The sequence below is a fragment of the Pseudomonas sp. KH_050 genome, from assembly GCF_057838875.1.
In genome coordinates this window covers 2,878,036-2,901,806 of sequence record NZ_CM174478.1, presented here as the reverse complement: position 1 = coordinate 2,901,806, position 23,771 = coordinate 2,878,036, and the positions used below count along the sequence as shown (strand labels likewise).

General features: G+C 57.7%; 22 protein-coding genes and 2 pseudogenes. 14 read left to right on the top strand and 10 right to left on the bottom strand.

Annotated elements, in window-relative coordinates; genetic code table 11:
• Window positions 1-29 precede the first annotated feature (29 nt).
• The 3 genes from AC3IUA_RS13340 to AC3IUA_RS13330 form a co-directional block, all read right to left on the bottom strand.
• On the bottom strand, window positions 30-1,931 hold the full coding sequence (locus AC3IUA_RS13340; protein WP_489361543.1) for a potassium transporter Kup: 1,902 nt from the start codon (window positions 1,929-1,931) through the stop codon (window positions 30-32).
• 514 nt (window positions 1,932-2,445) lie between these two features.
• Window positions 2,446-2,796 carry a hypothetical protein gene (locus tag AC3IUA_RS13335; protein ID WP_489361542.1) on the bottom strand — a complete coding sequence of 117 codons (351 nt, stop codon included), beginning with the start codon at window positions 2,794-2,796 and terminating at the stop codon, window positions 2,446-2,448.
• Between the two features lie 214 nt (window positions 2,797-3,010).
• Window positions 3,011-4,300 carry an NHL repeat-containing protein gene (locus tag AC3IUA_RS13330; protein WP_489361540.1) on the bottom strand — a complete coding sequence of 430 codons (1,290 nt, stop codon included), beginning with the start codon at window positions 4,298-4,300 and terminating at the stop codon, window positions 3,011-3,013.
• Between the two features lie 106 nt (window positions 4,301-4,406).
• Here AC3IUA_RS13330 and AC3IUA_RS13325 point away from each other — a divergent pair.
• Both AC3IUA_RS13325 and AC3IUA_RS13320 read left to right on the top strand, forming a co-directional pair.
• Window positions 4,407-4,547, top strand: a pseudogene (locus tag AC3IUA_RS13325) (hypothetical protein); the annotation flags it as partial.
• 140 nt (window positions 4,548-4,687) lie between these two features.
• Window positions 4,688-4,930 carry a hypothetical protein gene (locus AC3IUA_RS13320; protein WP_489361538.1) on the top strand — a complete coding sequence of 81 codons (243 nt, stop codon included), beginning with the start codon at window positions 4,688-4,690 and terminating at the stop codon, window positions 4,928-4,930.
• A gap of 165 nt (window positions 4,931-5,095) precedes the next feature.
• Here AC3IUA_RS13320 and AC3IUA_RS13315 read toward each other — a convergent pair whose 3' ends face one another.
• Together AC3IUA_RS13315 and AC3IUA_RS13310 are read right to left on the bottom strand one after the other, a co-directional pair.
• Window positions 5,096-5,359: a hypothetical protein gene (locus AC3IUA_RS13315; RefSeq protein WP_489361537.1), complete on the bottom strand. Its 264-nt coding sequence runs from the start codon at window positions 5,357-5,359 to the stop codon at window positions 5,096-5,098.
• A 44-nt stretch (window positions 5,360-5,403) separates the two neighbouring features.
• Window positions 5,404-5,646: a hypothetical protein gene (locus AC3IUA_RS13310; protein ID WP_489361535.1), complete on the bottom strand. Its 243-nt coding sequence runs from the start codon at window positions 5,644-5,646 to the stop codon at window positions 5,404-5,406.
• Between the two features lie 343 nt (window positions 5,647-5,989).
• Between AC3IUA_RS13310 and AC3IUA_RS13305 the strand changes: the two genes are divergently transcribed.
• From AC3IUA_RS13305 to AC3IUA_RS13290, 4 genes and pseudogenes are all read left to right on the top strand, one after another.
• On the top strand, window positions 5,990-6,454 hold the full coding sequence (locus AC3IUA_RS13305) for a MaoC family dehydratase (RefSeq protein WP_489361533.1): 465 nt from the start codon (window positions 5,990-5,992) through the stop codon (window positions 6,452-6,454).
• Window positions 6,455-6,479: 25 nt separating this feature from the next.
• The gene (locus AC3IUA_RS13300; protein WP_489361531.1) at window positions 6,480-7,388 is read left to right on the top strand and encodes an NmrA family NAD(P)-binding protein; all 909 of its coding nucleotides are present in this window, start codon (window positions 6,480-6,482) and stop codon (window positions 7,386-7,388) included.
• A 215-nt stretch (window positions 7,389-7,603) separates the two neighbouring features.
• A pseudogene (locus AC3IUA_RS13295) lies at window positions 7,604-8,209 on the top strand (CHASE domain-containing protein); the annotation flags it as partial.
• Window positions 8,210-8,221: 12 nt separating this feature from the next.
• A complete protein-coding gene (locus tag AC3IUA_RS13290; RefSeq protein ID WP_489362337.1) occupies window positions 8,222-10,255 on the top strand; it encodes a putative bifunctional diguanylate cyclase/phosphodiesterase in 2,034 nt (677 codons plus the stop codon).
• A 356-nt stretch (window positions 10,256-10,611) separates the two neighbouring features.
• Here AC3IUA_RS13290 and AC3IUA_RS13285 read toward each other — a convergent pair whose 3' ends face one another.
• The 4 genes from AC3IUA_RS13285 to AC3IUA_RS13270 all read right to left on the bottom strand — a co-directional run bounded on the left by AC3IUA_RS13285 (window position 10,612) and on the right by AC3IUA_RS13270 (window position 13,744).
• On the bottom strand, window positions 10,612-10,935 hold the full coding sequence (locus tag AC3IUA_RS13285; protein ID WP_489361530.1) for a helix-turn-helix domain-containing protein: 324 nt from the start codon (window positions 10,933-10,935) through the stop codon (window positions 10,612-10,614).
• A gap of 397 nt (window positions 10,936-11,332) precedes the next feature.
• Window positions 11,333-11,662, bottom strand: a complete 330-nt coding sequence (locus AC3IUA_RS13280; protein ID WP_489361528.1) for an EthD domain-containing protein — start codon at window positions 11,660-11,662, stop codon at window positions 11,333-11,335.
• Window positions 11,663-11,674: 12 nt separating this feature from the next.
• Window positions 11,675-12,958, bottom strand: a complete 1,284-nt coding sequence (locus tag AC3IUA_RS13275; RefSeq protein ID WP_489361527.1) for an MFS transporter — start codon at window positions 12,956-12,958, stop codon at window positions 11,675-11,677.
• A gap of 105 nt (window positions 12,959-13,063) precedes the next feature.
• Window positions 13,064-13,744 carry a TetR/AcrR family transcriptional regulator gene (locus tag AC3IUA_RS13270; RefSeq protein ID WP_489361525.1) on the bottom strand — a complete coding sequence of 227 codons (681 nt, stop codon included), beginning with the start codon at window positions 13,742-13,744 and terminating at the stop codon, window positions 13,064-13,066.
• A 107-nt stretch (window positions 13,745-13,851) separates the two neighbouring features.
• Here AC3IUA_RS13270 and AC3IUA_RS13265 point away from each other — a divergent pair, with 107 nt between their 5' ends.
• From AC3IUA_RS13265 to AC3IUA_RS13255, 3 genes are read left to right on the top strand one after another with little or no spacing between them, the layout of a single operon-like run.
• Window positions 13,852-14,679, top strand: coding sequence for an HTD2 family dehydratase (locus AC3IUA_RS13265; protein ID WP_489361523.1), 828 nt, complete (start codon window positions 13,852-13,854; stop codon window positions 14,677-14,679).
• A gap of 27 nt (window positions 14,680-14,706) precedes the next feature.
• Window positions 14,707-15,870 carry an acyl-CoA dehydrogenase family protein gene (locus AC3IUA_RS13260; protein ID WP_489361521.1) on the top strand — a complete coding sequence of 388 codons (1,164 nt, stop codon included), beginning with the start codon at window positions 14,707-14,709 and terminating at the stop codon, window positions 15,868-15,870.
• 10 nt (window positions 15,871-15,880) lie between these two features.
• Window positions 15,881-16,699, top strand: coding sequence for an HpcH/HpaI aldolase/citrate lyase family protein (locus tag AC3IUA_RS13255; protein WP_489361519.1), 819 nt, complete (start codon window positions 15,881-15,883; stop codon window positions 16,697-16,699).
• A 121-nt stretch (window positions 16,700-16,820) separates the two neighbouring features.
• On the opposite strand, the gene AC3IUA_RS13250 is transcribed toward AC3IUA_RS13255, so the two are convergent.
• A complete protein-coding gene (locus tag AC3IUA_RS13250) occupies window positions 16,821-18,059 on the bottom strand; it encodes an OprD family porin (protein WP_489361517.1) in 1,239 nt (412 codons plus the stop codon).
• Between the two features lie 496 nt (window positions 18,060-18,555).
• Here AC3IUA_RS13250 and AC3IUA_RS13245 point away from each other — a divergent pair, with 496 nt between their 5' ends.
• From AC3IUA_RS13245 to AC3IUA_RS13225, 5 genes are all read left to right on the top strand, one after another.
• Window positions 18,556-19,752: an acetyl-CoA C-acetyltransferase gene (locus AC3IUA_RS13245; RefSeq protein WP_489361515.1), complete on the top strand. Its 1,197-nt coding sequence runs from the start codon at window positions 18,556-18,558 to the stop codon at window positions 19,750-19,752.
• A 13-nt stretch (window positions 19,753-19,765) separates the two neighbouring features.
• On the top strand, window positions 19,766-20,626 hold the full coding sequence (locus AC3IUA_RS13240; RefSeq protein WP_489361513.1) for an alpha/beta fold hydrolase: 861 nt from the start codon (window positions 19,766-19,768) through the stop codon (window positions 20,624-20,626).
• Window positions 20,627-20,662: 36 nt separating this feature from the next.
• Entirely contained in the window at window positions 20,663-21,553 is an 891-nt protein-coding gene (locus AC3IUA_RS13235) for an MBL fold metallo-hydrolase (protein ID WP_489361512.1), read from the top strand.
• 91 nt (window positions 21,554-21,644) lie between these two features.
• Window positions 21,645-22,568 (top strand): LysR substrate-binding domain-containing protein, encoded by a 924-nt coding sequence (locus tag AC3IUA_RS13230; protein WP_046482907.1) that lies wholly within the window; start codon window positions 21,645-21,647, stop codon window positions 22,566-22,568.
• Window positions 22,569-22,692: 124 nt separating this feature from the next.
• Window positions 22,693-23,745, top strand: coding sequence for a cyclase family protein (locus AC3IUA_RS13225; RefSeq protein ID WP_489361510.1), 1,053 nt, complete (start codon window positions 22,693-22,695; stop codon window positions 23,743-23,745).
• Window positions 23,746-23,771: the final 26 nt, after the last annotated feature.

Here is a 23,771-nt window from a genome sequence, read left to right as displayed (position 1 = left end):
CGGCCGCTTCTAGCGACAGCCGCCCTCCCTCACATTTCCACCTGTGTACCCAGTTCTATCACCCGGTTCAGCGGCAGCTTGAAGTACTTCAAGCTGCTGTTGGCGTTCTTCAGCAGAAAGGCGAACAGGCTTTCTCGCCAACGTGCCATGCCGATACGCCTGGTCGCAATAACCGTCTCGCGGCTGAGGAAATAGGTCGTACGCATCGGGCTGAAATCCAGATCACTCAAGTGACAGAGACTTAATGCTGCGGGTACATCCGGCTCCTCGATAAAGCCAAAGTGCAGGCTTACCCGGAAGAATCCCTCGCCATAAGCTTCGACCTCGAACCGACGATCCGCCCCCACGCGCGGACTGTCTTCGGACACCACCGTGAGCAACACCACCTGTTCGTGCAACACCTGATTGTGCAGCAGATTGTGCAAGAGTGCATGGGGGACAGCGTCTGCCCTCGCGGTCAGAAATACCGCGGTACCTTGCACTCGATGGGGCGGCTGCGAACGAATGCTGCTAATGAACAACGGTAGCGGCAGAGTCGCTTCGTCGAGCCGCTCGACAATGATCTTGCGGCCGCGTTTCCAGGTCGTCATCAAAATGAACAGCCCGATGCCCGCGATGACTGGAAAGGCACCGCCCTGAAAAATTTTCGGCGCATTGGCCGCGAAGTACAGGCTGTCCACCAGCAGAAACCCGAGAAGCATCGGGATGGCCAACCAGCGCGGGGTTTTCCAGAGGAGCAGGACGACCGCCGAGGACAGGATTGTGGTGACCAACATGGTGCCTGTCACGGCAACCCCGTACGCCGCGGCCAACGCACTGGAAGATTCGAAGCCGATGACCAGTAGCACCACCCCCACCATCAGCGCCCAATTAACCGTGCCGATGTAAATCTGCCCCTGCTCCTGGCTGGAGGTATGCTGGATAAACATGCGCGGGACATAGCCCAACTGGATGGCCTGACGAGTCAGGGAGAAGGCCCCGGAAATCACTGCTTGCGAGGCGATGATGGTTGCCAGGGTGGAGAGCCCGACCATCGGCAACAACGCCCAGCCCGGCGCCAGGAGATAGAAAGGATTGCGTACAGCCTCAGGGTTCTCCAGGATCAAGGCGCCTTGGCCGAAGTAATTCAACACCAGGCCCGGTAGTACGAGGATGAACCAGGCACGAGCAATCGGCTTGCGACCGAAGTGGCCCATGTCGGCATACAGCGCTTCGGCGCCCGTCAGCGCGAGCACGACCGCACCCAGGATGGCCACACCGATACCCGGATGAGCGATAAAAAAATGTGCTCCCCAGTACGGGTTGAGCGCTTGCAACACTTCCGGGCGCTGCAAGATGCCGTAAATCCCGAGGGCACCAAGCACCAGAAACCACAACACCATCACCGGTCCGAACAGGATGCCGATCCGCGCCGTACCGTGTTTCTGAATCAGGAACAGCGCCACCAGTACGATCACGGACAAGGGCACAACCCAGTGCTCGATCCCGTCAAATGCCAGCTGGAGCCCTTCAACAGCGGAGAGGACCGAGATGGCCGGGGTGATCATGCTGTCACCGTAGAACAGCGCCGCACCGAACAGCCCGAGCAAGACCAACACTTTACTCAACTGCGGATAGGGGGCGGCAGCGCGACGGGCTAACGCCGTCAAGGCCATGATGCCGCCCTCGCCCTGGTTGTTGGCGCGAAGGATGAACAGCACGTATTTGAACGAGACCACCCAGATCAGCGACCAGAAGATCAACGAAAGAATGCCCAGCACACCATCGTGGTTGGCTTGCACCCCGTAGTGCCCGGCGAACACCTCTTTAAGGGTGTACAGCGGGCTGGTACCAATGTCTCCGTACACCACGCCCACCGCTGCCACCAGCAAGCCTGCCGCCGAGGTTTTTGCATGAGGTTCTTCGATTGCGTGGGAAGCTGATTGGCTCACTTATTGTTTCTCGAAAATTTGGGTGTTGAAGAACCGCAGGCTGCCTTTGGGTCGGCAACAAGCAAAAATCCTGACTGTCTTGCGCTGACGCGAACAGACCTGAGGTATCCAGGAGAATGCCGAAGATAAAACCGAGGAAGCGAAGTGTTGCGGGGGCATGTACGCGCTACGAACCGTGCCTGAATGTGGCCTTCAGTATCCTTGCAGAGCACACTGTCTGCCGTAAAAAAACCGTAAAAAACTCATGGGCGGACTGCGTGCTCAATCGGCACGCAAGCGGGCGGGCGACTCGGTACCGGATTCAGGAGCAGCGTAATTTTCAACCGCGACTTCCTGTTCCAGCCAAGCAACGGTGCCCGCGGTGCCTATAGTCAGGACTGGATCGCCAATAGCGGCTTTACAGAGGACAGGGTCAACCGTGCCCGCCAGCGCCTCACCTCAGCGTGCACTTTGATTTCCAGGCAATGTGCATGAGATGAGCAATGCTGAGCGGCGAGCGAAACGGACGTCGTCTTCAGTCTTCCTGAGCCACCAGACGCAGACCTTTACGCGTGACGTGCTGGCCCACCGCGAAGCGCGCGTTGGGCGAGCGCACGGTGCTGAGGTTGCCTTGGGCATCCTTCACTTCGTACGCGGTCCCACTCAGGCCAGAGGCTTGTTGCGCTGCGCCGCCCAGGAAGAAACCGGCCCCCGCGCCGACCAGCGCACCCAAGGGACCGCCCACTGCGCCGACCATCATTCCGGTGAGCGTGCCATAGCCTTTGCCGCCGGTGGTGTCGGGGACTTCGCGGACGACCTGGTCGGCCATGCATAGCGGGGAGAAAAGAAGGCACAGGGAAAAAGTGAGGGGGATTGAATGAGTCATGATGGATTCCTATGGCGGTTAGTATTTTCCATAGGTCTTCCACGAAACGTGCCAGTTTTTTTATTTAATAAAATCAGTTACTTACATAAGTATATGTCATAACGACTACATGACAACAAGTCATATAGACCCACGATACTGTCAATATGACTATAATTGAAGGCGCTCAGCCCTCCCCGACCCTGGATTCGCCACAAGTGTCCGCAAGAGCTCGCTACCCCAGATACCGCACAACGACCGCCCGGTAATTGCCGTCCAGTGAATAACCGGCGACGGCAATCCGCCCGTCGTCTTGTAGCGCCAGTGACGTCGCGGTGTCCAGGCTGCGGCCCAGGCGTGTGCGGGTCAAGCCATCACTGCCAAAACTGCGATCCAGCTCGCCGCTGGGTAGATAGCGTGCCACGATAAAATCAGCCTCCACACCACCGATCGTCGCTCCTGCGGTGACTATCCGACCATCTCCCAGGGCAGCAGCGGCCGACCACTGGCAGCTGCTATGACCAATGTTCGTCAGCAGCACATTCCCGGCGTTGAAGCCAAAGTCCGGCTTTCCACTGCTGCGCCAACTCATGGACAGACAGCGCATCGGGTCGCGGCTGCTGCCAAAACACTGCAAACGCCCATCAATCTGCTCCAGTACCTGGCTCACCTGAGCACTACGCCCCTGGGCCTTGAAGGACAGGAAACCGCCCTGACCAAAGCCATCGTCCAGACAACCGTCCGACTCAAAACGCACCAGCAAACCTTCCTGCGGCAGGTTGATTGAACCGCCCACCACAATTCGTCCGTCCGCCTGGACCAGCAGGCTGCCGAGCCAGGTATTCATCCACAAATGTCTTGCCACGACGAAACCGCAACCATTGAAAGACCTATCCAGCGCGCCATCGGGCGCCAGCCGGATCAAGACGCCAGCGTGGTCCGCCAGCTCATAGTGGTGATTGGCCAACAGCAGAATCCGCCCATCGGCCTGAACCCGGGCCACGCACGCTTCCACACCCGGCAGGCCCGGGGGCAGCCAGCCATCACGCACGCCAACGGAGAGCGAATCCGGCAAGCGCACCACCTGCAGCCCTCGCTCCCCGAACGTCAGGTCCGGGTGGCCGTGCGGATCAAACATCGCCAGCGCCGGCAGCGTTCGATGGGCATCTTCATAATGCAGGCCCGATAGCAGAATCCTCCGATCCGGCAGTACCTGAACGGCCCCGCCGCTGGCTTCAAACCCTCGCTCGAACTGGCCGATGACACTCCCTTGAGTACCGAAATCCAGATCCGCCGAACCATCGCCAAGCAAGCGAGCCAAGCCGAACTGCCCGCCATCGACCGTCCCGACTCTGGCCGCGACCAACAATCCGCCACGCGAATCAATCGCGATTCCGCTGGCCATGCTTGAAGTGCTGCCGGCGAAATACACCGAAGCTTTCCCACCCTCGGCAAAACCCGGATCGAGCTGTCCAGCCTTGTTTGGCAGCGCGAGTCGAGGGGCATAAGGGGTGTGCATGGGCATGAGGTATTTCCCTGACAAGCCAGCCGATTCCACGGCGGGCGACTCCATAAACGAAACATTCAACCCTTCAAACGACTGACACACAACTGTCAGAAATACCAGTTGGATAGGTGCCGTGTACGATCCCGGAGGTTCCAGCTGGGCGACGATTCCGCTGTTTGACAGCGCGGGCAATCAAACCGATAGGTCACGCTCGTTCATCCCCGGCGCGAAATGGAGCAGTTGGGAGCAGTACACCCGCACGGTGCCCAAGCACTCTGTCGGGTAAAAATCTCGAATACCGGCCACACACTCTTCCGGTTTTTTTGGAATGCCGCTCTCGGTTCCTTGTCAAACATAGAAATGAAGCGCAACCGAGAAATCAATCACATTGAAGCGAGGCACGTCATGAGCAATAAAGAACTTGAGAAAGAAATCCTCACGCGCTTATTGCACGCGCACCCTCACGGCCTTGGCAAGGAAGTCCTGGATAATTTTCGCGGAGAAAAGGTGGTTGCCGGAGCACTCAAGCTGTTGCAGGACAAGGGTTTGATCCAGGGTGGAACCGTGTCCATCGAAGGTCATGAACCGTCGGTGACCTACCCGGTTAAATTGACGGCTTCAGGTGTGGACGCTGCAAAGGAATGCTAATCCTGAAAGGGCTGAAAAAGCCTGTTTAGTGGCCGGGCCCTGCACTACCCAGGACGCACCCATCATCATTGGGGCTGCCCAAGTCTTCGGGCGGCTCAGGGGGTGGTGACGGGTCTGGATTCTGGCTTGAAATCGTTACTCGTAAGGACCTCCTGCCCAGGCAGTTCAGTCCGGATCAATCAGCAGGTCCGCATCATCCGGCCCTAACGTCGGTTCCGGATCCTGCAGGCTGTCGGGGTCGTGGGCTTCGCGCTGCTCTTTCAGGCGCTGGCGGGCACGCTCCGAGTCAAAGGTCTTTCCTTCAGCGATATTGATCAGGGTTGATGAAATTCGAAAGAAGCCACCGCAGGGCTCGCAGTAGAAGCGCATTCCACCGCCGAACGAAAGATCCTCCCGAGCACCATGGTTTCCGCACACCGGACAACTCATATCCCACCTCCTTTCCTGGACGTACGAACCCATCAGCGGGTTTTTCAGGAGCTGATGATCATTTTCCTGATCCGTAACCAGTCCTGATGGGCCTCTTGGTATTTTTGATCGGCGTTCCTCTTGGCTTCAGAGAACCTCCTCCATGTACTCGGATCGATGTATTCATTACCAAGAATCTTGTAGGCCTCGGCATCCAGTCGATCAGCCTCAAAGAAAAGACGGTTGTTCCTGGCAATATTCTCATCCCAGCATGCGTTGCCGGTCCTCGCAGAATGTGTGGTTTTCATGGCGGCACCTTCGTTCTGGTCCGCGTCGACCTCCGTCGAACCTTCGTGTTTCAGCGACGAGCAGCAGAATTCACTGCTCCCTAATCATTGGACCCGCAACGAAGCGCGGAATACCCGCCTCAGGAAACTGAGCCCTAGACCAATTTGTTCGAAGCTGAATGCCCCCCTGGTAAGCAGCGCATATGTGGATCGAAACGGATGTAGCATTCGGGAAAACTGTAGCTGATCCATTCATTTGAGGTGCCAAAAATAGAGGCTTGCAGCATCCTGGACGCAAGATTATATTACAGTCATAATATTATTTTCCGGACGTAAAGAAGCCTTCCCCATCGGAGTTGATCCCATGAATGACGCAGCCACCTCTCACAAGCTGTTCCTTGACGACTTGTCAGTCGGCGACACATTCCGCAGCGGCACTTACCTGATCGATGAGCAGCAAATAAAGAGTTTTGCCCTGCAATTCGATCCCCAGCCTTTTCATCTGGACAGCCAGGCGGCCGAGCACAGTTTTTTTGCCGGGCTTGCCGCAAGCGGCTGGCACACCGCCGCGATCACCATGCGCCTGCTTGTCTCATGCCTGCCTTTGGATGCGGGTCTTATCGGCGCCGGCAGCGAGTTGAGCTGGCCCACCGCTACGCGTCCTGGAGACGAACTGCGGGTCGAGACCTCGGTTCTGGCCATCAATCCTTCGAAATCCAGACCTGATCGCGGCCTTGTCACTTTCCAGGCCGACACGCTCAACCAGCACGGTGAACTGCGTCAACGCTCAGTCTCCAAATTGCTGATCTTTCGCCGCAGCACCCTCTGAAACGTTTCAATTAAAGGTACCTATCATGTCCAGTCAAAAACCCATTCTTGTCACAGGTGCAGCAGGCAATATCGGTGCCGTCGGCAGAACCCTGACCGAACTGTTGCTAGCCAGCGGAAAAAACGTCCGGGCCATGGTCCACCGCGAAGACCAGCGTGCTCAGGCGTTGCGTGACATGGGTGCCGAGGTGGTCATTGGCAATCTGTTGGACCTTGAGGATATGCACCGGATTATCGAGGGTTGCGGATCCATTTACTTCGGTATGTCGGTGTCTGCCGCCTATCTGGAAGCCACTGTCAATGTGGCTGCGGTGGCCAAGCACCATGGCGTCGAAGCATTCATCAACATGTCCCAGATGACCCTCGCGCAAATGAGCATTACCGAGACCACCGCCAGCCCGCAGCATAAGTTGCACTGGCTCGCGGAGCAGGTACTCGACTGGTCCGGGTTACCGGTGGTTCATGTCAGGCCGACGGTGTTCATGGACGGCTTTTTCCTTAAATTCACTGCAAGCACCATCAAGGCGCAGAACGAAATTCGAGTGCCATTCGCAGAGGGAAAAACCTCACCGATTGCCGCGCAGGATGTGGCCAGGGCGGTCAGCGCCATTTTGCTCGATCCACAGCCGCATATCGGCTCGATTTACCATTTGACCGGCCCTGAGTCACAAAACATGGCGTTTTATGCGGATGTGTTCACTCAGGTATTGGGACGAACCATTAACTACGTCGATACCACCGTCCATGCCTGGCGCGAAAGCATGAGCAAGACCGGTTTGTCCGATCATGTGCTCAATCATCTCGCAACCATGGCCGACCTGCACCGGGCTGGACGTTATGCCCGAATGACCGATGACTTCCATAAGCTCACAGGGGCCCAGCCGATCAACGTGAGTGAGTTCGTGCGTCGCAATATCGAGGCGTTCAATTCCTAGTCAAACCATGGCGAGCCGTTACTCGGCCAGCGCTTGCTCAAAGGAATGGTCGATAATCGGCGCTGTCGTCTGTCATCAGGATATCGAGCGAGACGAGGGAGTGGCATGTTAGGGTGTTTGCCACCGATGGGAGCCTCCAGCGTACCTCATGCTGATCCTCTGGTTTTTTGCACTGACTGCCTAAGGTTTGACCGGAATTTCTTCGAGTAGGTGTTATGAGTAGTGGTGTCAACCCTGTTGTCTCGGCCGTCAAACAGCTCGTGCGTTCGTATAGTCCGTTCTTTCTACCCCTAGGTGTTCTGCTTGTCGGGACGGCGCTTGCCTATGGCGTGGGAAGGCTGGATAACGAGCATCGGCGCAACAGTGATCGCGCCGAAGTCGCAACGAAACTCCACAGTCTGGGTACGCAGCTGGAGGAGCGGATTCGTTTTGCTTTTAGCGAGACCGAGGGTATCGCTCAGTTGCTCAGTGCCGACGGTTTCATCACTCCCGCGCATTTCCAGAGCATGGTCCAGAGCGCAATGGACTCGGTGCCCTACATTCGTCACATCGCTATCGCCCCGGATGACATCCTCAGGGTGGTGTACCCGCTCAAAGGTAATGAAAGTATCCTCGGCCTGAATTATCGAACGCTGGTCGACCAGTACCCTCTGCTGGAAAAAGCCCGACTGTCCGGGTCGGCACTCCTTGCAGGCCCGCTCGAGCTGCGTCAAGGCGGACGGGCGCTGATTTATCGCCGTCCGGTTTTCCGCTCCATTGAAAAAGAGCACAGGGTGTATTGGGGCAACATTTCAGTGGTGGCCACTGTCGACCAGTTGTTACTGGCCGGCGGAATGAGCGCCGATAACGGTCTTGCTGTTGCCTTGCGCGGGCACGATGGCCTGGGCGAAGCCGGTGGAATGATCCAGGGGGATCCTGGCCTTTTTCAAAAGCATCCGGTCCTTCTCACGGTGGCTATCCCCGGCGGTAGCTGGCAATTGGCAGGGGAGCCGGTGGGTGGATGGCCAACCATTTCACTGATGGATTCCGGGCTCTTCCTCATGGCCCTGGCCGGAATCCTCTTGCTGAGCATTTTTGCTTTGCAAATCAGTCTGAGCCACCGCCTGATTCGCCGGCGTAATACCGAATTACTGGAAGAAATCAGGGAACGCCAGATAATAAAGTCTTCCCTGATGCAAAGTGAGGACCGCTTTCGGGCGTTGTTCGAGCGTTCCCCCGATCCGATATGGATCGTCGGGCAGGATGGGCGAATCAACCTGGCCAATTCCGCCGCCCTACAGACGCTGGGTTTCGATAACGACTTGTTTCCAGGCATCACCCTGGCCGATCTCTCTCCGGCGTTTCAGTCCGATGGGCAGAGCTCGGCGGACAAGGCAAAGGCCTTGCTCGCCTTGGCCGACAATGAGGGATCGCTACGGGTTGAATGGCTGCACAAGCGCGCGGACGACAGTCTTTTTCCCGCCGAAGTGACCTTGTGTTCGCTGCAGTTGGCTCAAGAGAAGGTCACTTATGTGGTCGTTCGGGACATCTCCGAACGCAAGAAGGCCGAGTCCGAGCTTGAACATCTGGCCCATTTTGATTCGGTGACAGGCCTGCCCAACCGGGTGTTGTTTCACCAGCGGCTAACGCAAGCCATCGAGCGCGCGAACGCCCAAGGCAACAGCCTCGCGGTGCTCACCCTGGATCTTGACGGATTCAAGCTGGTCAACGACAGCATGGGCCACCCCCAGGGGGATTTGCTGTTACAGCAGGCTTCCCGGCGATTCGCTGATGGCCTCAGGCCAGGCGATATGCTCGCTCGACTGGGAGGAGATGAGTTTGCCTTCATACTTGATGACCTGAGCGGCGCGGCAGAAGCCATCCCGGTCGTGGAAAAAATACTGCAATCATTGCATCAATCCTTCGACCTGGAAGGTACTGCGGCACTGATCACGGCGAGCATAGGCGTGGCGATGTGTCCTGAGAACGCATTGACGGCGCAAACCCTGCTGACGCAATCCGACACGGCGATGTACGCGGCCAAGGAAGCCGGGCGCAATGATTTCCGTTTCTACCAAGCGCAAATGACCACCTCGATCCAGGCCAGAGTCACGCTAGAGGGGGCCCTGCGCCACGCGCTGAAGCACGAGGAATTCGAGATCTGGTATCAACCCAAGCTTGACCTTGCAAGTGGCCGGATTGACGGAGCGGAAGCGCTGATCAGATGGCGCAGTCCTGAACTGGGGCTGATTTCTCCAGCTGATTTCATTCCATTGGCGGAGCGCACGGGCCTGATTATCCCGATCGGGGAATGGGTGCTCGATAAAGTCTGTAGCCAGCTTCACAACTGGCGCGAATCCGGGCGATTCAGCCAGCGGGTGGCGGTCAACGTTGCGGTCTTGCAAATCGAACGAAGCGATTTCGTCGAAACGGTACGGCTGGCTCTAGAGCGCTACAACCTGCCAGCCCAGGCGCTGGAAATCGAAGTGACGGAAAGCCTGGTCATGGATCGGCAAGAACTGGCGCAAAATGTTCTTGGCCAATTGCAATCGATGGGCTTGACGGTGGCGGTCGATGATTTCGGCACAGGCTATTCTTCGTTGGCCTATTTGAAGGATCTACCCATCGACAATCTGAAAATCGATCGCACCTTTATTTCGGATCTGCCCCACGGCAAAGCCTACATCGCGATAACCCGGGCAATCATTGATTTGGGACACGCCCTTGGTTTCACTGTGACCGCGGAAGGCATCGAAACACCTGAGCAACTGGAGTTCCTGCGCAGCGCCGGATGCGATACGGGCCAAGGCTATTTGATCAGCCCACCGATGCCAGCCAGGCATTTCGAGGCATGGCTTAGCCATGCCGCGGTGCTTGAAAACTGCTGAATCAAGCCCATGTTTCGCGGCGCGACTGATCGGGTTAAACCGGACCTGATGATCTCACGCCGGATGCCAGGCTACTCTGCGTTACGCCTTGCGCACTCGGCTTGCGCTTCTGTATGGGTTGGGTAGGTCGACTTCAATCGCTGTTTCTCTTGATTGTCATAGATATCGAAGCCGACCGGAACCGCAGTGCAATAGTGGCGAGTTCCATTGCGAGCGATTCCGGTTACGGCAGGAATAGCCGGAACAACAACGAATCTCGATCCCATTTTCGCTCCCTGATGATGAGTGACACTCACGAACACCGGCATTTAGCTACTATAGCAATAAACCTCTCCTGATGAACCGCACTGGCGGGATTATCCACGCTCGGCAAGAGCTAGAGTGATCTGTGCAATCGCGTTCTGATTGACTACGTCCAGACTGCGATAGTGCTTGATGATGAGCTTCTCTGCATCGGTCAGGACTTCATCAGTCAGAACAGCTCGTTGACCGGTAAGCACGTAGAGGACATCTACGCCTTTTTGCCGAATATTGACCAGATAATCCAGTTTTGGAAGGCGCTTCCCGGTTTCATATCGCCCTTGAGCATTCGCAGCGATACCACCCATTGCAGCGAAGTCATGTTGTGAAAGCCCTAGTGTTTTGCGCTCCTCTTTCAGCCGCAGGCCAAACTGGTCCATATGGAGCCCTTAATAAATTTTTTTGTCTCAACAGGCACAAAAAGATCAAATATCGTCATTTCCGTTGATTATACGTTTCAGTCTCCAGGCTCAGTCCGTAATATTTTCAATATTATAAAACGTACGTTTGTTTTGTCCGGCCAGGCGCACCAGAGTACTTCACTCCATTATTGAATTATCGGACAGGTAGCCCCTCATCGCGCGCAGGAATTGGGACTATCAGATTTTTAAATAATCCTGTTTTTACTGCAGCCGGATAAAATGCCTCAAATGATCTACTCGTGCTCTTCCGCCCGCAGGCCACTGAGCAAATGCCTGAGCCTCACGGTTGGTTATCCTTGAAATGATCCAGCGAGTAAAGATGGGTGGGCGAACGCATCCGTCCGCCTCCATTAGATCACGACGAAACTATATCGCCTGTCACGAATGGCTTGAGCCCGCCAATAAACGTTTTGCCATGCTCAAACCAAACCTTTCTCTTATTGGACTCCATATAAAGCGCATAATCGGACTCATCGCGAAACCAGCATTCCCCAATTGCATGTACCGGCCCTACTTCCAGGTAGGGCACATGGGTGTCGCCGGGATTGTCCACTACAAGCCTGACCTCATATTTGTGCAACCCAGGAATGCCATCGCTCATTTCGAAGTGACGCACGCATTCTTGCTTAAAGACCCCGTCGCTCATGGTTTGAGGTTTAACCAGCAAATAGACGATTCTAATCATTTGAAACTTCCTTCAAGTACGCTGCATGGGCAACGGTTGCGGCGATGGATTGGTTTCGCTTTCAGCTGTTTCAAGTTCATCAAGCCGAACCCCCTTGGTTTCGGGTAGCAGCAGCAGGGCAAATACAGCGATGGCGTAAGCGACAAGGCAGAACGCGCCAACAGACTGGGACAGACCGAATTTAGCAGCCAGTAGACCAACCCCCGTGACAGCCATTGCGCCTACCGATTTGCCGACGTTGTACGAGAATCCCATGCAAGTGGTGCGAACCTGAGTCGGGAATAACTCGCTAAGGAAGGGGCCCAGCGCCGCAAACATACCAATCGCCAACGCGCCGACCAAAAAGCCCATGACGTGCGCTACCAGTGGGTTGAGCGGTACGAACATATAGGCAACGGTGACAATCCAGGAGGCCAGCGACAGGATCATCAGCGTCGGGCGTCGGCCCAGGCGGTCTGACATGTAGGCGGTAGTGGCGAACCCGCAAAGACTGCCTAGTGCCATGATCAGAATCGTCAGGATAAGCGACCCGGATACAACACCGCGCTCGGCCATCATCGAAGGCGTCCAGACCAAAATCACGTAGCAGCCCGCCTGCAACCCGATGACTAACAAACTCGCGAGCATGCTGACCTTGATGTACTTGGCGGAAAAAACGGTTCCGATGGATGCTTTATCAGTGTCCAGCTTTTGCGATTGCTTGAACGCATCCGAATCCTTGACGTTGCGCCGAATGAAAATCACCACCAGCGCTGGAAGCACACCGACCCAGAAAGCCAAACGCCAGGCGTACTCAGCGGGGAAATACGCCAGGATCCCGGTGACGACCAACACGGCGCCGGCCCATCCCAAGGCAAAACCGGACTGCACGAAACCCAACGCCCTGCCACGATTTTTTGGGTTGATGACCTCGGCCATGAGCGCTACACCGATAGCCCATTCGCCGCCGAATCCCAAGCCCTGGAGAGTACGTGCGACCAGCAATTGCTCAAAGTTTTGAGCAAACCCTGCGACGACGCCAAAGAACGTAAACCAGCACACAGTAAAAATCAGGATGCGCACCCGCCCGAAGCGGTCGCTCAGGATGCCTGCGATCCATCCGCCCAGGGCCGCCGACAGCAAGGCCGACGTCCCGACAATGCCCGCCTCGCCTTTGGTCAACCCCCAGATCCCTATCAGCGTGGGCAGCAGGAAGCTGAACATCTGCATGTCATAGGAGTCCAGGGCCCAGCCGGCATAGCAGGCCCAAAAGGTTTTCTTCTCACGCGGGGTGCCGCTTTTATACCAAGAGAACATGGGCCGATCCTTATTGTTATGGGGGGTATCTCTATGGGGGCCGAGCATGAACCAGTCTTGTTGATGTGCCCATTTACGTTATTGAAAGCCCGCCTTTTGCTTTTGCTAAGAAGCCCGGACGGTAACTCCACCTGTACGCTGCCCCCTCGAATCGCTAAACGCTTGGGCAAGAATCAGTTCGACCATGGAGTGGACCAGATCCAGGCGGGCGCTCACCGTGAGCCTTAACGCCGGCAGCCAGGCAGGGGCTTGATTGAGTAGCGTGACGATGCTTTTCGTGCAGGCTTGGCTGCACGCTGAAGGGCCGAGAGCTGCAGCGATGATCTGTTCATAGCGAGCACGATGGGCATCGGCGTGACTGAGCCAAGGCTCACTTAAATGACGCCACTCACGTTCCAGCAGCTGAAAATGGCACGGCATGCGGTCCTGCAGACTCAAGTGCATTTCAATGATCTTGCGAAGCCGCTGGGGGGCCTCGGCATTGCGCTGTATTTGCGTGGCCCTGGTCTGTAATAACCCCAGCAGCTCTTCAAACAACTCATAGAGCAATGCTTCCTTGCTCTCGATGTGGTTGTAGATCGAACCGCAGTTAATCCCCAGGGCCGAGGCCAGCTCGCGCATCCCGACATTGGTGTAGCCCTTGCTGGCAAACAGCGAAAGCGCTTGTTGGCGTGTATCCAGAAATTTGTTTATAGCGGCCTGCTCCACAAAAGCCTGGCAGCAGCATGATCGGCAGCATCGTCGACAGCAATTTCGAAAATTGGAAGGCGGCGTTGCGCCCCGCATGCCCTGCCTTAGGCAAAGCTTCACACTGACTTACGCAAAAGCAAATTCCCGACCTCTGCTCTCCCCTTCATCCTGTTTGCTACCGCAGCCAACAGGGGAAGCACAGCATGCAAGATTTCGAACCGGGTAACTGGGTGGGCCGAACACAGGTGCGCAATGACCAGTTCAGCCTCCCTTTGGTGCGGCGCATCGCAGCGATGTTCAATGCCCCAGCACCCACTGATGGCCAGGAGTTACCGTGGCTATGGCACTGGTGTTTTTTCGATGACTGCGCAGAGCAACGCAACCTCGGTCCTGACGGGCATCCGACCCTGGGCGAATTCATGCCGCCTGCGCATGGACGTAACCGCATGTGGGCAGGCAGCCGGGTTGAATTCATCCATCCTCTGCGTGTCGGTGCGGCCGCCCGCCGTCACACTACGATCAAGCATATCGAGGAAAAAAACGGCCGTACCGGATCACTGCTGTTCGTCACGCTCACTCATGCTCTGTGGCAAGACGAACAGCTGTGCATAAGCGAAGAGCAAGACATTGTTTACCGTGAACCCAACCCACCCCGGCTCAGCGCGGGAGAGCCGCTTCCCGAAACGCAGTGGAGCGAAAACATCAGCCCCGACCCGCTGCTGCTGTTCCGGTACTCAGCCGTCACCTTCAATGCCCACCGCATCCATTTCGATTGGCCTTATGTCACCCGGACCGAAGGTTATCCCGGTCTGGTCGTCCAGGGCCCGCTGACCGCCACCCTGAATCTGGCCGCTTTCGTGCGGGCAAACCCATTGGCACGGGTTCGGCAGTTTTCCTTTCGCGGCATCCGCCCCCTGATAGCACCCGCCCATTTCAAGGTCGGTGGACACCATACCCAACGCGGTTTCGCCGACCTGTGGGCAGGCAATGAGACCGGTATCAGCCAACACGCAAGCGTCGAATTCGACTGAGTTTTGCATCACTCCATAGGACTTGAGATGAACCCCAATAATAACGAAGACTTCAATGCCATCCGCGAAGGCGTACGCGCCCTGTGTGCCGAATTCGATGCGGCTTACTGGCGCAAGGTCGATGAAGAAAAAGGCTTCCCGCAAGCCTTCGTCAAGGCCTTGACCGACGCCGGCTGGCTGTCGGCGATGATCCCGACCGAATATGGTGGCTCAGGCCTGGGGCTGGCCGAAGCGTCGGTGATCCTGGAAGAAGTGAACCGCTGCGGCGGTAACTCCGGCACGGTGCATGGCCAGATGTACAACATGTTCACCCTGCTGCGCCACGGCAGCGAGGCGCAGAAAAGCTACTACCTGCCGAAATTGGCCAGCGGTGAATTGCGTCTGCAATCGATGGGTGTGACCGAGCCCACCACCGGCACTGACACCACCAAGATCAAGACCACCGCCGTACGCAAAGGCGACAAGTATGTGATCAATGGGCAGAAGGTCTGGATCTCGCGAATCCAGCATTCCGACTTGATGATCCTGCTGGCGCGCACTACGCCGTTGGCCGACGTGAAGAAGAAGTCGGAAGGCATGTCGATTTTCCTGGTGGACCTGCGCGAAGCCATCGGCAACGGCCTGACCGTGCAACCCATCGCGAACATGGTCAACCACGAGACCAACGAGCTGTTCTTCGACAACCTGGAAATTCCCGCTGACAGCCTGATCGGCGAGGAAGGCAAAGGCTTCAGGTACATCCTCGACGGCCTGAATGCCGAACGCACTTTGATCGCCGCCGAGTGCATCGGTGACGGTCGCTGGTTTATCGAAAAGGCCAGCGCTTATGCCCGCGACCGCGTGGTGTTCGGTCGCCCGATCGGGCAGAACCAGGGCGTGCAGTTCCCCATCGCTGAAGCGCACATCGAGATCGAAGCGGCAGACCTGATGCGCTGGCGCGCCTGTGAGGAATATGACAGCGGCGAGAACGCCGGGGCCAGCGCCAACATGGCTAAATACCTGGCGGCCAAGGCCTCCTGGGAAGCGGCCAATGCCTGCCTGCAAACCCACGGCGGGTTTGGCTTCGCCTGCGAATACGACGTCGAACGCAAATTTCGTGAAACCCGCCTGTACCAGGTGGCGCCCATCTCAACCAACCTGATTCTGTCCTACGTCGCCGAGCACCTGCTCGAGCTGCCACGCAGCTTCTAAGGAGCGGCTCATGACTGACAAACTGATGCGTTCGGCGCTGTTTGTGCCCGGCAACCGGCCCGAACGGTTCGCCAAAGCGCTGACCAGTGGCGCCGACGCGGTCATCGTCGATTTCGAAGATGCTGTCCAGGAATCGAACAAAACCCAGGCTCGGGAAAATCTCGGAGCGTTTTTGCGGGCAAAGCCGAGTGCCCGCGTTTGGGTACGGGTCAATATGGCGAGCCATGCTCAGCACGAGGCCGATCTGGTGTTCTGCGCAGCCCAGCCCGGTGTGTGCGGCGTCATGCTGCCGAAGGCTGAAAGCGCAGAACAGGTTGCCCGGGCGGCTACCGCTGGCCGGCCAGTGTTGCCTATTATCGAAAGCGCATTGGGGTTGCAGGCGCTGGCAGCGATTTCTCAAGTTTCGGGTGTAGACCGGCTGACCTATGGCGGTCTGGACATGAGTCTGGACCTGGGGCTGATTGCCGGGACCGCTGGCGCTGAATGCATGCTCGATCAGGTTCGGTTCGCCCTGCTGCAGCACAGCCGTCTCGCTGGCCTGGCCCCACCACTGGAGACCGTCTATGCTCGCATCGACAACCCCGCCGGTCTTGAGCACTTCGCCTTGAGCGCACACACCAAGGGGTTTGCAGGCATGCTGTGTATTCATCCGCGCCAGGTAGCAGTCGTGCATCTGGCATTGGCGCCCACCCTCACTCAGGTGGATTGGGCCCGTCGCGTGCTGGCGGGCGCAGATCAAACTGGAGCCTTTCAACTCGACGGGCAAATGATCGACGCCCCAGTGATTCAACGTGCACGTAATATCCTGGCATCAGTCAATAACGCCTGACGCCAAGCGATACCATTGACGGACCATCGGAATTCCCGGTGGTCCGTTTTGCGATAACGCTAAAAAGGACCGCCAGCCTCTGGGGTCCTTTTCCGGTTTCAGTGGAGCGTGGTTAATTCAGTTATTTGAACGCATAGGTGTATGAAAGGATCAACCGGTTTTCGTCCAGGTCTCCCAGTGCATCGGAGCGCACCATGGCGTTGCGCCAGCGCATTCCGAGGTTTTTCAACGGTCCGCTCTGGATGACGTAGCTCACGTCCAGATCGCGCTCCCACTCTTGGGCGTTGCTACCCGCCACTTCGAACCCGTCACCTCGCAGATAGCGCGCGAGAAAAGTCAGGCCCGGCACGCCAAAGGTGGCCATGTTCACGTCGTAGCGAGCTTGCCATGAGCTCTCGTGAGCGCGGGTAAAATCGAGGATTTGCACCACGTTGGCGACGTTAGGATCAGCATCCTGCAAGAAGGGAAACGCTGAACGTCCGCGGTTATCCTGGTAGCCGACCCGCCAGGTATGCCCACCCAGATTGGCCGACAACAGCACCGAAGCCAGGCCGTTGTCGATCTTTCCTGCCCGTTGGGCTCCCGCGTCGGAGGAATCGAAATAACCCAGATTGCCGCTCAGCGTCCAACTGCCGAGCGTGTGAGCGGCCAACAAACCGTAGTAATTCTGCTGGTAGACATCCGCAAGCTCCGCCCGCCAAAAGGAGGCCGTCAGCTGCGGACCGAACGTATAGGCCGCACCGGCGTAATCGAAACGATCACTGCTGGCCGAATAGTTACCCGTCCTCAGGTCATCGTGGTTACCGCTGGAGTTGCGATAGTTGACCCTGCGAAATTGCCCGACATCAATCATCAGGTTGTCCACGTCAGTGGACGTCAGGGCGACACCATTGAAAAACGGCGGCAACAGCCGCGCATCGCTCGACAGCGCTACGGGAGATTTAGGCATCAAACCACCGACTTTAAGTTCGGTTTTCGACACTTTGGCCTTGAACACCCCCGACAGATCGCTGTACTCATCCGGCCCAGCGTTTCCAAATGCGTTAGGCAGCAAACCGGTGCCTGCGCGGGCGTCGGATGAATCCAGTTTTACCCCCAGCGCGGCATACAGGTCTACGCCGAAGCCAATCGGGCCTTCGGTGTAGCCGGATTTAGCGTTGAACATGAACCCTTGCGCCCACTCTTCGCGCTTGGACTGGTTCGCATTGTCCTGGCGGAAATCACGGTTGAAGTAAAAGTTGCGCAGACTGAGCGTGGTGCTGCTATCGCCGAGAAAGTCAGCTTGGGCGATACAAGGAACGGCCAGGATTGGCGCAAGGCAGGTAAGCGCGCACGCATGCGCCAAGGGAAGCTTTTGCATGGGGGGTGGTTTCCGATAATTGTTTTTGTTGGGTCGCCACGGCGTCGGACGCTCAGGGCGAAGCCAGCATGGGCAGCCCGTTACAGCTTGGGTATTGGAATTTGCTTAAGCGGCACTTGCGCTGAGGAAAACACCCCCGCAAAAGAGCGTAATGCCCGGCTTGTATTTTGTTGATTGTGTACAGATCCATTTCTGCGCTAACGCCCCCCCCTGTAGGAGCTGTCGAGCGAAGCGAGGCTGCGATCTTTCAATCTTGCCGTCACCGCGGTAACCGCGGTAACCGCCGTGACCGCAGAAACGGATATGTGCACCATCAAAAACCCGGTCGGCTGCCAGGCCGCCATCCATTTTCTCGAGTGAACAGCATTACGCCAAAGGGCGGTGCTTAAGCAGCACGAAACGCAGCCTTTCGCTAAACGAAATTGTCTGTCAGACCAACCACCGCCATGCTGGTTTGAACATGTCGCACACGCCCATAATAAAAGGTACCTGCGTGATGAAAGACGCTTTGATCGTGTCGCCCCTGAGAACGCCCATCGGCAAATTTGGTGGCGTACTCGCCTCGCTGACTGCTGACCAGCTCGCAGCTACCGTGATTCGTACCTTAGTGAGTCGCCTGAACATAGCCCCTGACTCTCTGGATGAAGTCATCGTTTCCCAGTCTTACGCCAACAGTGAGGCGCCCTGCATGGGTCGTTATGCCGCACTGCTGGCCGACTTGCCCATCGAGGTGCCGGGTTACACGCTAGACCGGCGCTGCGGTTCGGGCCTGCAGGCCATCGCCGATGCAGCGATGCGCATCCAGACAGGCCACGCCGAAGCTGTCATGGTCATCGGCGTCGAGAGCATGAGCAACATTGAGTACTACAGCAACGACATGCGCTGGGGCGCGCGCGCCGGCAGTGTGAAAATGCACGACCGCCTGGAACGAGGCCGTGAGCGCTCACAGCCCGAGACGCGCTTCGGTCGCATCTCGGGCATGCCAGAGACCGCTGAAAACCTGGCCCGCGATTACCATATTTCTCGTGAAGAAGCTGACCGCTTCGCCGTCCGCAGCCACTTGAATGCAGCCACGGCATGGCGCGAAGGACGGTTTGCCGACGAGGTCATTGCCCTTGACGTGCCGCGCAAACGTGGCGCAAGCGAACGCGTGAGCATGGACGAAGGCATCCGCGCCGATGCCAGCCTGGAAACCATGGCAAGCCTGCGCACATTGTTGCCCGACGGGGTGTGCACGGCGGGCAACTCCAGCCAGCAAAATGATGCCGCTGCCGGCTGCCTGGTGGTGTCCCGCGAATACGCGGCGCGTCATAACCTGCAACCGATCGCTCGGCTGGTGGACTGGTCCTCGGCGGGTTGTGACCCGGCACGCATGGGTATCGGCCCGGTGCCCGCCGTCGCCAAACTGCTTCAACGCACAGGCCTGAGCCTGGCCGACATGGGCCTGATCGAGGTCAACGAAGCCTTTGCCGCACAGGCGCTGGCGGTCTTGCGCGCCTGGGACATCGAGGATATCGAGCGGGTCAATGTCAACGGTTCGGGTATTTCCTTAGGGCATCCGATTGGCGCCACCGGCCTGCGCATCATGACCACCCTGCTCCATGAAATGCGCCGACGCGATGTGCGTTATGGACTGGAGACCATGTGCATCGGCGGCGGCCAGGGTATGGCCGCGATCTTCGAGCGCGTCTGAGCGAGGTACTGACATGAACTGGGTGAAGGTAAACAACCAGGTACTGCGCTATGAACTGAGCCCGAAGACCGGGCCGGCGCTGGTATTGATTCATGAAATGGGCGGCACCCTGGAAAGCTGGGATCAGGTTTGCACCCTGCTCCAGGGGAAGTTCCAGACACTGCGCTATGACGTGCGCGGTTCAGGACTTTCAGAAAAAATCGTCGGCGAAATCGAGCTCGATGCACACATCCACGATCTCGCTGCATTGTTGGACAGTCTGCAGATCAAGGGTCCCCTGGCATTGGTCGGTGTCGCGGTGGGCGCTGCCATTGCCATTCGTTTCGCAGCCCTTTATCCGCAGCGGGTCAGCCACCTGATCGGACTGGCGCCTGCCTGTGGAGTGGCGCCCACGGCCCGCGAGGCCACCCTGGAACGCGCCAGCACGATTCGCCACGAAGGATTGAAAACACTGATCCCGGCGCTGCTGGACAAGACCTGGCCCACGCCTTTGCGAACAGACGCTGCTGCATTCGAACGTTTCAGCCTTCGCTGGCTGAGCGCAGACCCACAAAGCTTCGCCGCTATCTTCGCGATGCTGGCGCGCATGGAGCTTGAGGGCGACCTGCCGCGCTTACCAGTCCATACACTGCTGATCGCAGGTGAATATGATGGCTTGCGCCCGCCCGCAGAAATCAATCGGCTCGCTGGATTTGCCAGCCATATCGAAGCGCTACAGGTTGCCTCGGGGCATTTCATGCCGGTGCAGAGCCCGCGATGGGTAAGTACCCTGCTTGAGCACTATATTCTCGAGGGCCGCACTGGCGCCGAGAGTTACCAGGTTTTCATGGCCAACCCTGAACACCGGGTCGCCGCCAGCGAACACGCTGCATAGCAAACCCCTATAAGAGAAGAAAGAGGAAAACACACCATGATGCAGTCACGCATGATCGGCGATATCAAAGTCACCCGAATCCTCGAATACGCAGGGCCGACCCACGATCCCGCCTTCCTGTTCCCCTCTATCGACCGCAGCGTGCTCGAAGAGCACCAACAATTGATGGCACCTGATCATTGGGTGCCACACATGAACAAATTGATCGTGACCATCCAGTTCTGGGTGGTCCACGCCGGTAACAACATCATCGTGGTTGACACCGGTGTCGGAAACTTCAAGCCGCGTGCGGGCATCCCCCGGATGAACATGCTTAATACCCTGGTGCGCGAATGGATGACCGCTGCGGGTGCGGCTCCGGAAAAAGTGACCCATGTCGTATTGACCCACCTGCATGCCGATCACGTTGGCTGGAACACCACTTGGCAAGACGGACGCTGGGTACCGACATTCCCCAACGCCCGTTACTACATTCCCAAGGAAGACTTCGTATTCTGTAAGGAAGGCAAGAACAAGGAGGCAGGCGTCATCGACGTATTCGGCGATTCGTTCTTTGACAGCGTCATGCCGATCATCGACGAAGGGCTAGGCGTGATGATGGAGTCGCCACAGGAAATCGCCGATTGCCTGGTGGTCGAGCCTGCGCCAGGGCACAGCCCCGGGCAAGTGGCATTCCGCGTACGCTCTCGCGGTGAGGAAGGTCTGTTCTGTGGCGACATCTTGCACAGCCCCATTCAGATCGTGCGTCCAGACGTGAATTCTGGTTATTGCATCTGGGAAGACACCGCCCGTGCTACGCGAATGGAGTTTCTCAACCGCGCCGCTGATCGGGAAGCCCTGATCATGCCGGTGCACTTTGGCGAGCCACATTGCGGCTATATCCGGCGCCAGGGCGATGGCTTTCTCTTTGAGCCGGCGCAGTGGTAAACCGGCGAGCCAGACGCTGCCGCTTGTGTATGGACAGGCAATGGCGGCTGCCATTACCTTGGGTCATCCCTGACCAAGAAGTAGAACACTAATGGCGACCCATTTTGATATCACTGACTTCCGCCTGTTCATCAACATTGCGGAAACCAGCAGCCTGACTCGAGGCGCCGAGCGTTCGTTTCTCTCGGTACCCGCGACCAGCAATCGCATCAAGAACCTTGAAGACAACCTGGGCATGCGCCTGCTCGAGCGCTCACCTCAGGGCGTGACGCTGACCAATGCGGGCAAGACCTATCTGCAACATGCGCGAGTGATCCTCGCGCAGTTGGCATTGCTTACAGGCGACCTGCAGGAATATGCCATTGGCCTCAAGGGCCAGTTGCGGTTGCTGGCCAATACCACGGCCATCACCGAATACTTGCCGCCTGTCGTGGGCGAATACCTGAAGACCCATCCAGACGTGCATATCGACATGCGCGAGCGCCTCAGCGACGACATTGTGCGCAGCATTCGCGATGGCGGCGCCGACCTTGGAATCGTGTCTGGCAGCGTGGTCACCGACGGGCTGCAAAGCGTGCCGCTGGTGTCCAGCCGCCTGATGGTCATCGCCCCCCTCGGGCATCCAATACTGGCCAACAGCGAAGTGTTTTTCAAAGAAGCCCTGCAATACGCTTTCGTCTCGTTGCTCGAAGGCAGTGCGATCCACGTATTCCTCAGTCGGGCCGCCGCTGCACTGCACACGCCGTTGACCATTCGCGTGCAGGTGGCGAGCTCCGATGCGATTTTCCGGATGGTCGAAGCCGGTGCCGGAATTGCCATCGTGCCCCAGGCCGGATTCACCCGACTCAAGGGCCAACAAAACATAGGGTCGTGCGCCCTGCTCGATCCTTGGGCGGTGCGTACCTTCCAGCTGTGCGCGCAGGATTTTGACGGGCTTTCGTCGTTCGCCCGAGACTTCGCCAACAGCCTGGTCGAATGGTGCCACGCCTCGGACAGTGCTGCCCCAGCGGTGTGAACGACGCCTGATGCCACGCTACAGAACACACGATTGCCGGTGCTACGCGAGCCTGAGAGAAGGAGGCTCAAAGCCCATGGGCGGCTGACGGCCGCCTGCAACTTATAATAAAAAGGAAGGCCGAATGCCCCATCACCGTTGGAAACATCGTCCCGAAGGCTCGAATTGGGGGGATTTTGGCCCAGACGATCAGAAGGGGCGACTCAACCTGCTCACCGCCGACAAGGTTCTGCAGGGCATCGCCGAGGTCCGCGAAGGCCTGGCTTTCTGCTTGAGCCTGCCGCTGGACTACCCGGGCGGCAACGCCATGAACGTCAATCGCCGACCTCCGATTCTGCGCCCCTTGCTGCGTAAAGGCGGGGTCAACATGAATTATCAGTACGACCGCATCCAGGCTGGCCGCCCCGACGTGCTGAGCGACGACCTGGCCATTCTGCATTTGCAATACTCCACCCAGTGGGACGCCCTCTCTCACGTTGGCGCCCTGTTCGACGCCAACGGCGACGGAGTGGCTGAGCCGCTTTATTACAATGGCTACGCAGCGGGCATTGATGTCGTCGGCCCCAGCGATATCGCCGATTGCGGCTTTGAGGGCGAAATTGCCCCCCACAGCACCTCATGCGCCCACGCCCTGGGCATCGAACGCATGGCCGAAACCTGCGTGCAAGGCCGTGGCGTGATGATCGACCTGCACCATCACTACGGCGATGCCCGTACCCATATTGGCTATGACGAATTGATGTACGTGCTCGATGCCGATCAGGTGAAGGTCGAACCTGGCGATATTGTCTGCCTGCACACCGGTTACGCCGAAGCGGTGCTTGGGATGAACAAGCAACCGGACACCCAGGTCCTGGACTCGCTCGCAGCGGTACTCGACGGTAACGATCCGCGTCTGCTGCAATGGATCACTGACAGCGGATTGGTCGCTATCGCTGCCGACAATTACTCGGTGGAAATCTTTCCCAACGGGCATGGCGATGGCTGTTGCTCAGTCATGCCGTTGCATCACCACTGCCTGTTCAAGCTGGGCATTCACCTGGGCGAACTGTGGCACCTCACGCCACTGGCAAAATGGTTACGCGCCCACCGGCGTAATCGTTTTCTGCTGACCGCCCCGCCCTTGCGCCTGCCGGGAGCCGTGGGTGCACCGTTGAATCCTGTCGCAACAGTCTAGTGGCCTGTGTGGCTAGTTCGTTAGCT

Coding starts and splice junctions, on each gene's coding strand:
- AC3IUA_RS13335 (WP_489361542.1), bottom strand. CDS start 2,796: ATGACTCATTCAATCCCCCTCACTTTTTCCCTGTGCCTTCTTTTCTCC.
- AC3IUA_RS13330 (WP_489361540.1), bottom strand. CDS start 4,300: ATGCCCATGCACACCCCTTATGCCCCTCGACTCGCGCTGCCAAACAAG.
- AC3IUA_RS13320 (WP_489361538.1), top strand. CDS start 4,688: ATGAGCAATAAAGAACTTGAGAAAGAAATCCTCACGCGCTTATTGCAC.
- AC3IUA_RS13315 (WP_489361537.1), bottom strand. CDS start 5,359: ATGAGTTGTCCGGTGTGCGGAAACCATGGTGCTCGGGAGGATCTTTCG.
- AC3IUA_RS13310 (WP_489361535.1), bottom strand. CDS start 5,646: ATGAAAACCACACATTCTGCGAGGACCGGCAACGCATGCTGGGATGAG.
- AC3IUA_RS13305 (WP_489361533.1), top strand. CDS start 5,990: ATGAATGACGCAGCCACCTCTCACAAGCTGTTCCTTGACGACTTGTCA.
- AC3IUA_RS13300 (WP_489361531.1), top strand. CDS start 6,480: ATGTCCAGTCAAAAACCCATTCTTGTCACAGGTGCAGCAGGCAATATC.
- AC3IUA_RS13290 (WP_489362337.1), top strand. CDS start 8,222: ATGAGCGCCGATAACGGTCTTGCTGTTGCCTTGCGCGGGCACGATGGC.
- AC3IUA_RS13285 (WP_489361530.1), bottom strand. CDS start 10,935: ATGGACCAGTTTGGCCTGCGGCTGAAAGAGGAGCGCAAAACACTAGGG.
- AC3IUA_RS13280 (WP_489361528.1), bottom strand. CDS start 11,662: ATGATTAGAATCGTCTATTTGCTGGTTAAACCTCAAACCATGAGCGAC.
- AC3IUA_RS13275 (WP_489361527.1), bottom strand. CDS start 12,958: ATGTTCTCTTGGTATAAAAGCGGCACCCCGCGTGAGAAGAAAACCTTT.
- AC3IUA_RS13270 (WP_489361525.1), bottom strand. CDS start 13,744: ATGCGGGGCGCAACGCCGCCTTCCAATTTTCGAAATTGCTGTCGACGA.
- AC3IUA_RS13265 (WP_489361523.1), top strand. CDS start 13,852: ATGCAAGATTTCGAACCGGGTAACTGGGTGGGCCGAACACAGGTGCGC.
- AC3IUA_RS13260 (WP_489361521.1), top strand. CDS start 14,707: ATGAACCCCAATAATAACGAAGACTTCAATGCCATCCGCGAAGGCGTA.
- AC3IUA_RS13255 (WP_489361519.1), top strand. CDS start 15,881: ATGACTGACAAACTGATGCGTTCGGCGCTGTTTGTGCCCGGCAACCGG.
- AC3IUA_RS13250 (WP_489361517.1), bottom strand. CDS start 18,059: ATGCAAAAGCTTCCCTTGGCGCATGCGTGCGCGCTTACCTGCCTTGCG.
- AC3IUA_RS13245 (WP_489361515.1), top strand. CDS start 18,556: ATGAAAGACGCTTTGATCGTGTCGCCCCTGAGAACGCCCATCGGCAAA.
- AC3IUA_RS13240 (WP_489361513.1), top strand. CDS start 19,766: ATGAACTGGGTGAAGGTAAACAACCAGGTACTGCGCTATGAACTGAGC.
- AC3IUA_RS13235 (WP_489361512.1), top strand. CDS start 20,663: ATGATGCAGTCACGCATGATCGGCGATATCAAAGTCACCCGAATCCTC.
- AC3IUA_RS13230 (WP_046482907.1), top strand. CDS start 21,645: ATGGCGACCCATTTTGATATCACTGACTTCCGCCTGTTCATCAACATT.
- AC3IUA_RS13225 (WP_489361510.1), top strand. CDS start 22,693: ATGCCCCATCACCGTTGGAAACATCGTCCCGAAGGCTCGAATTGGGGG.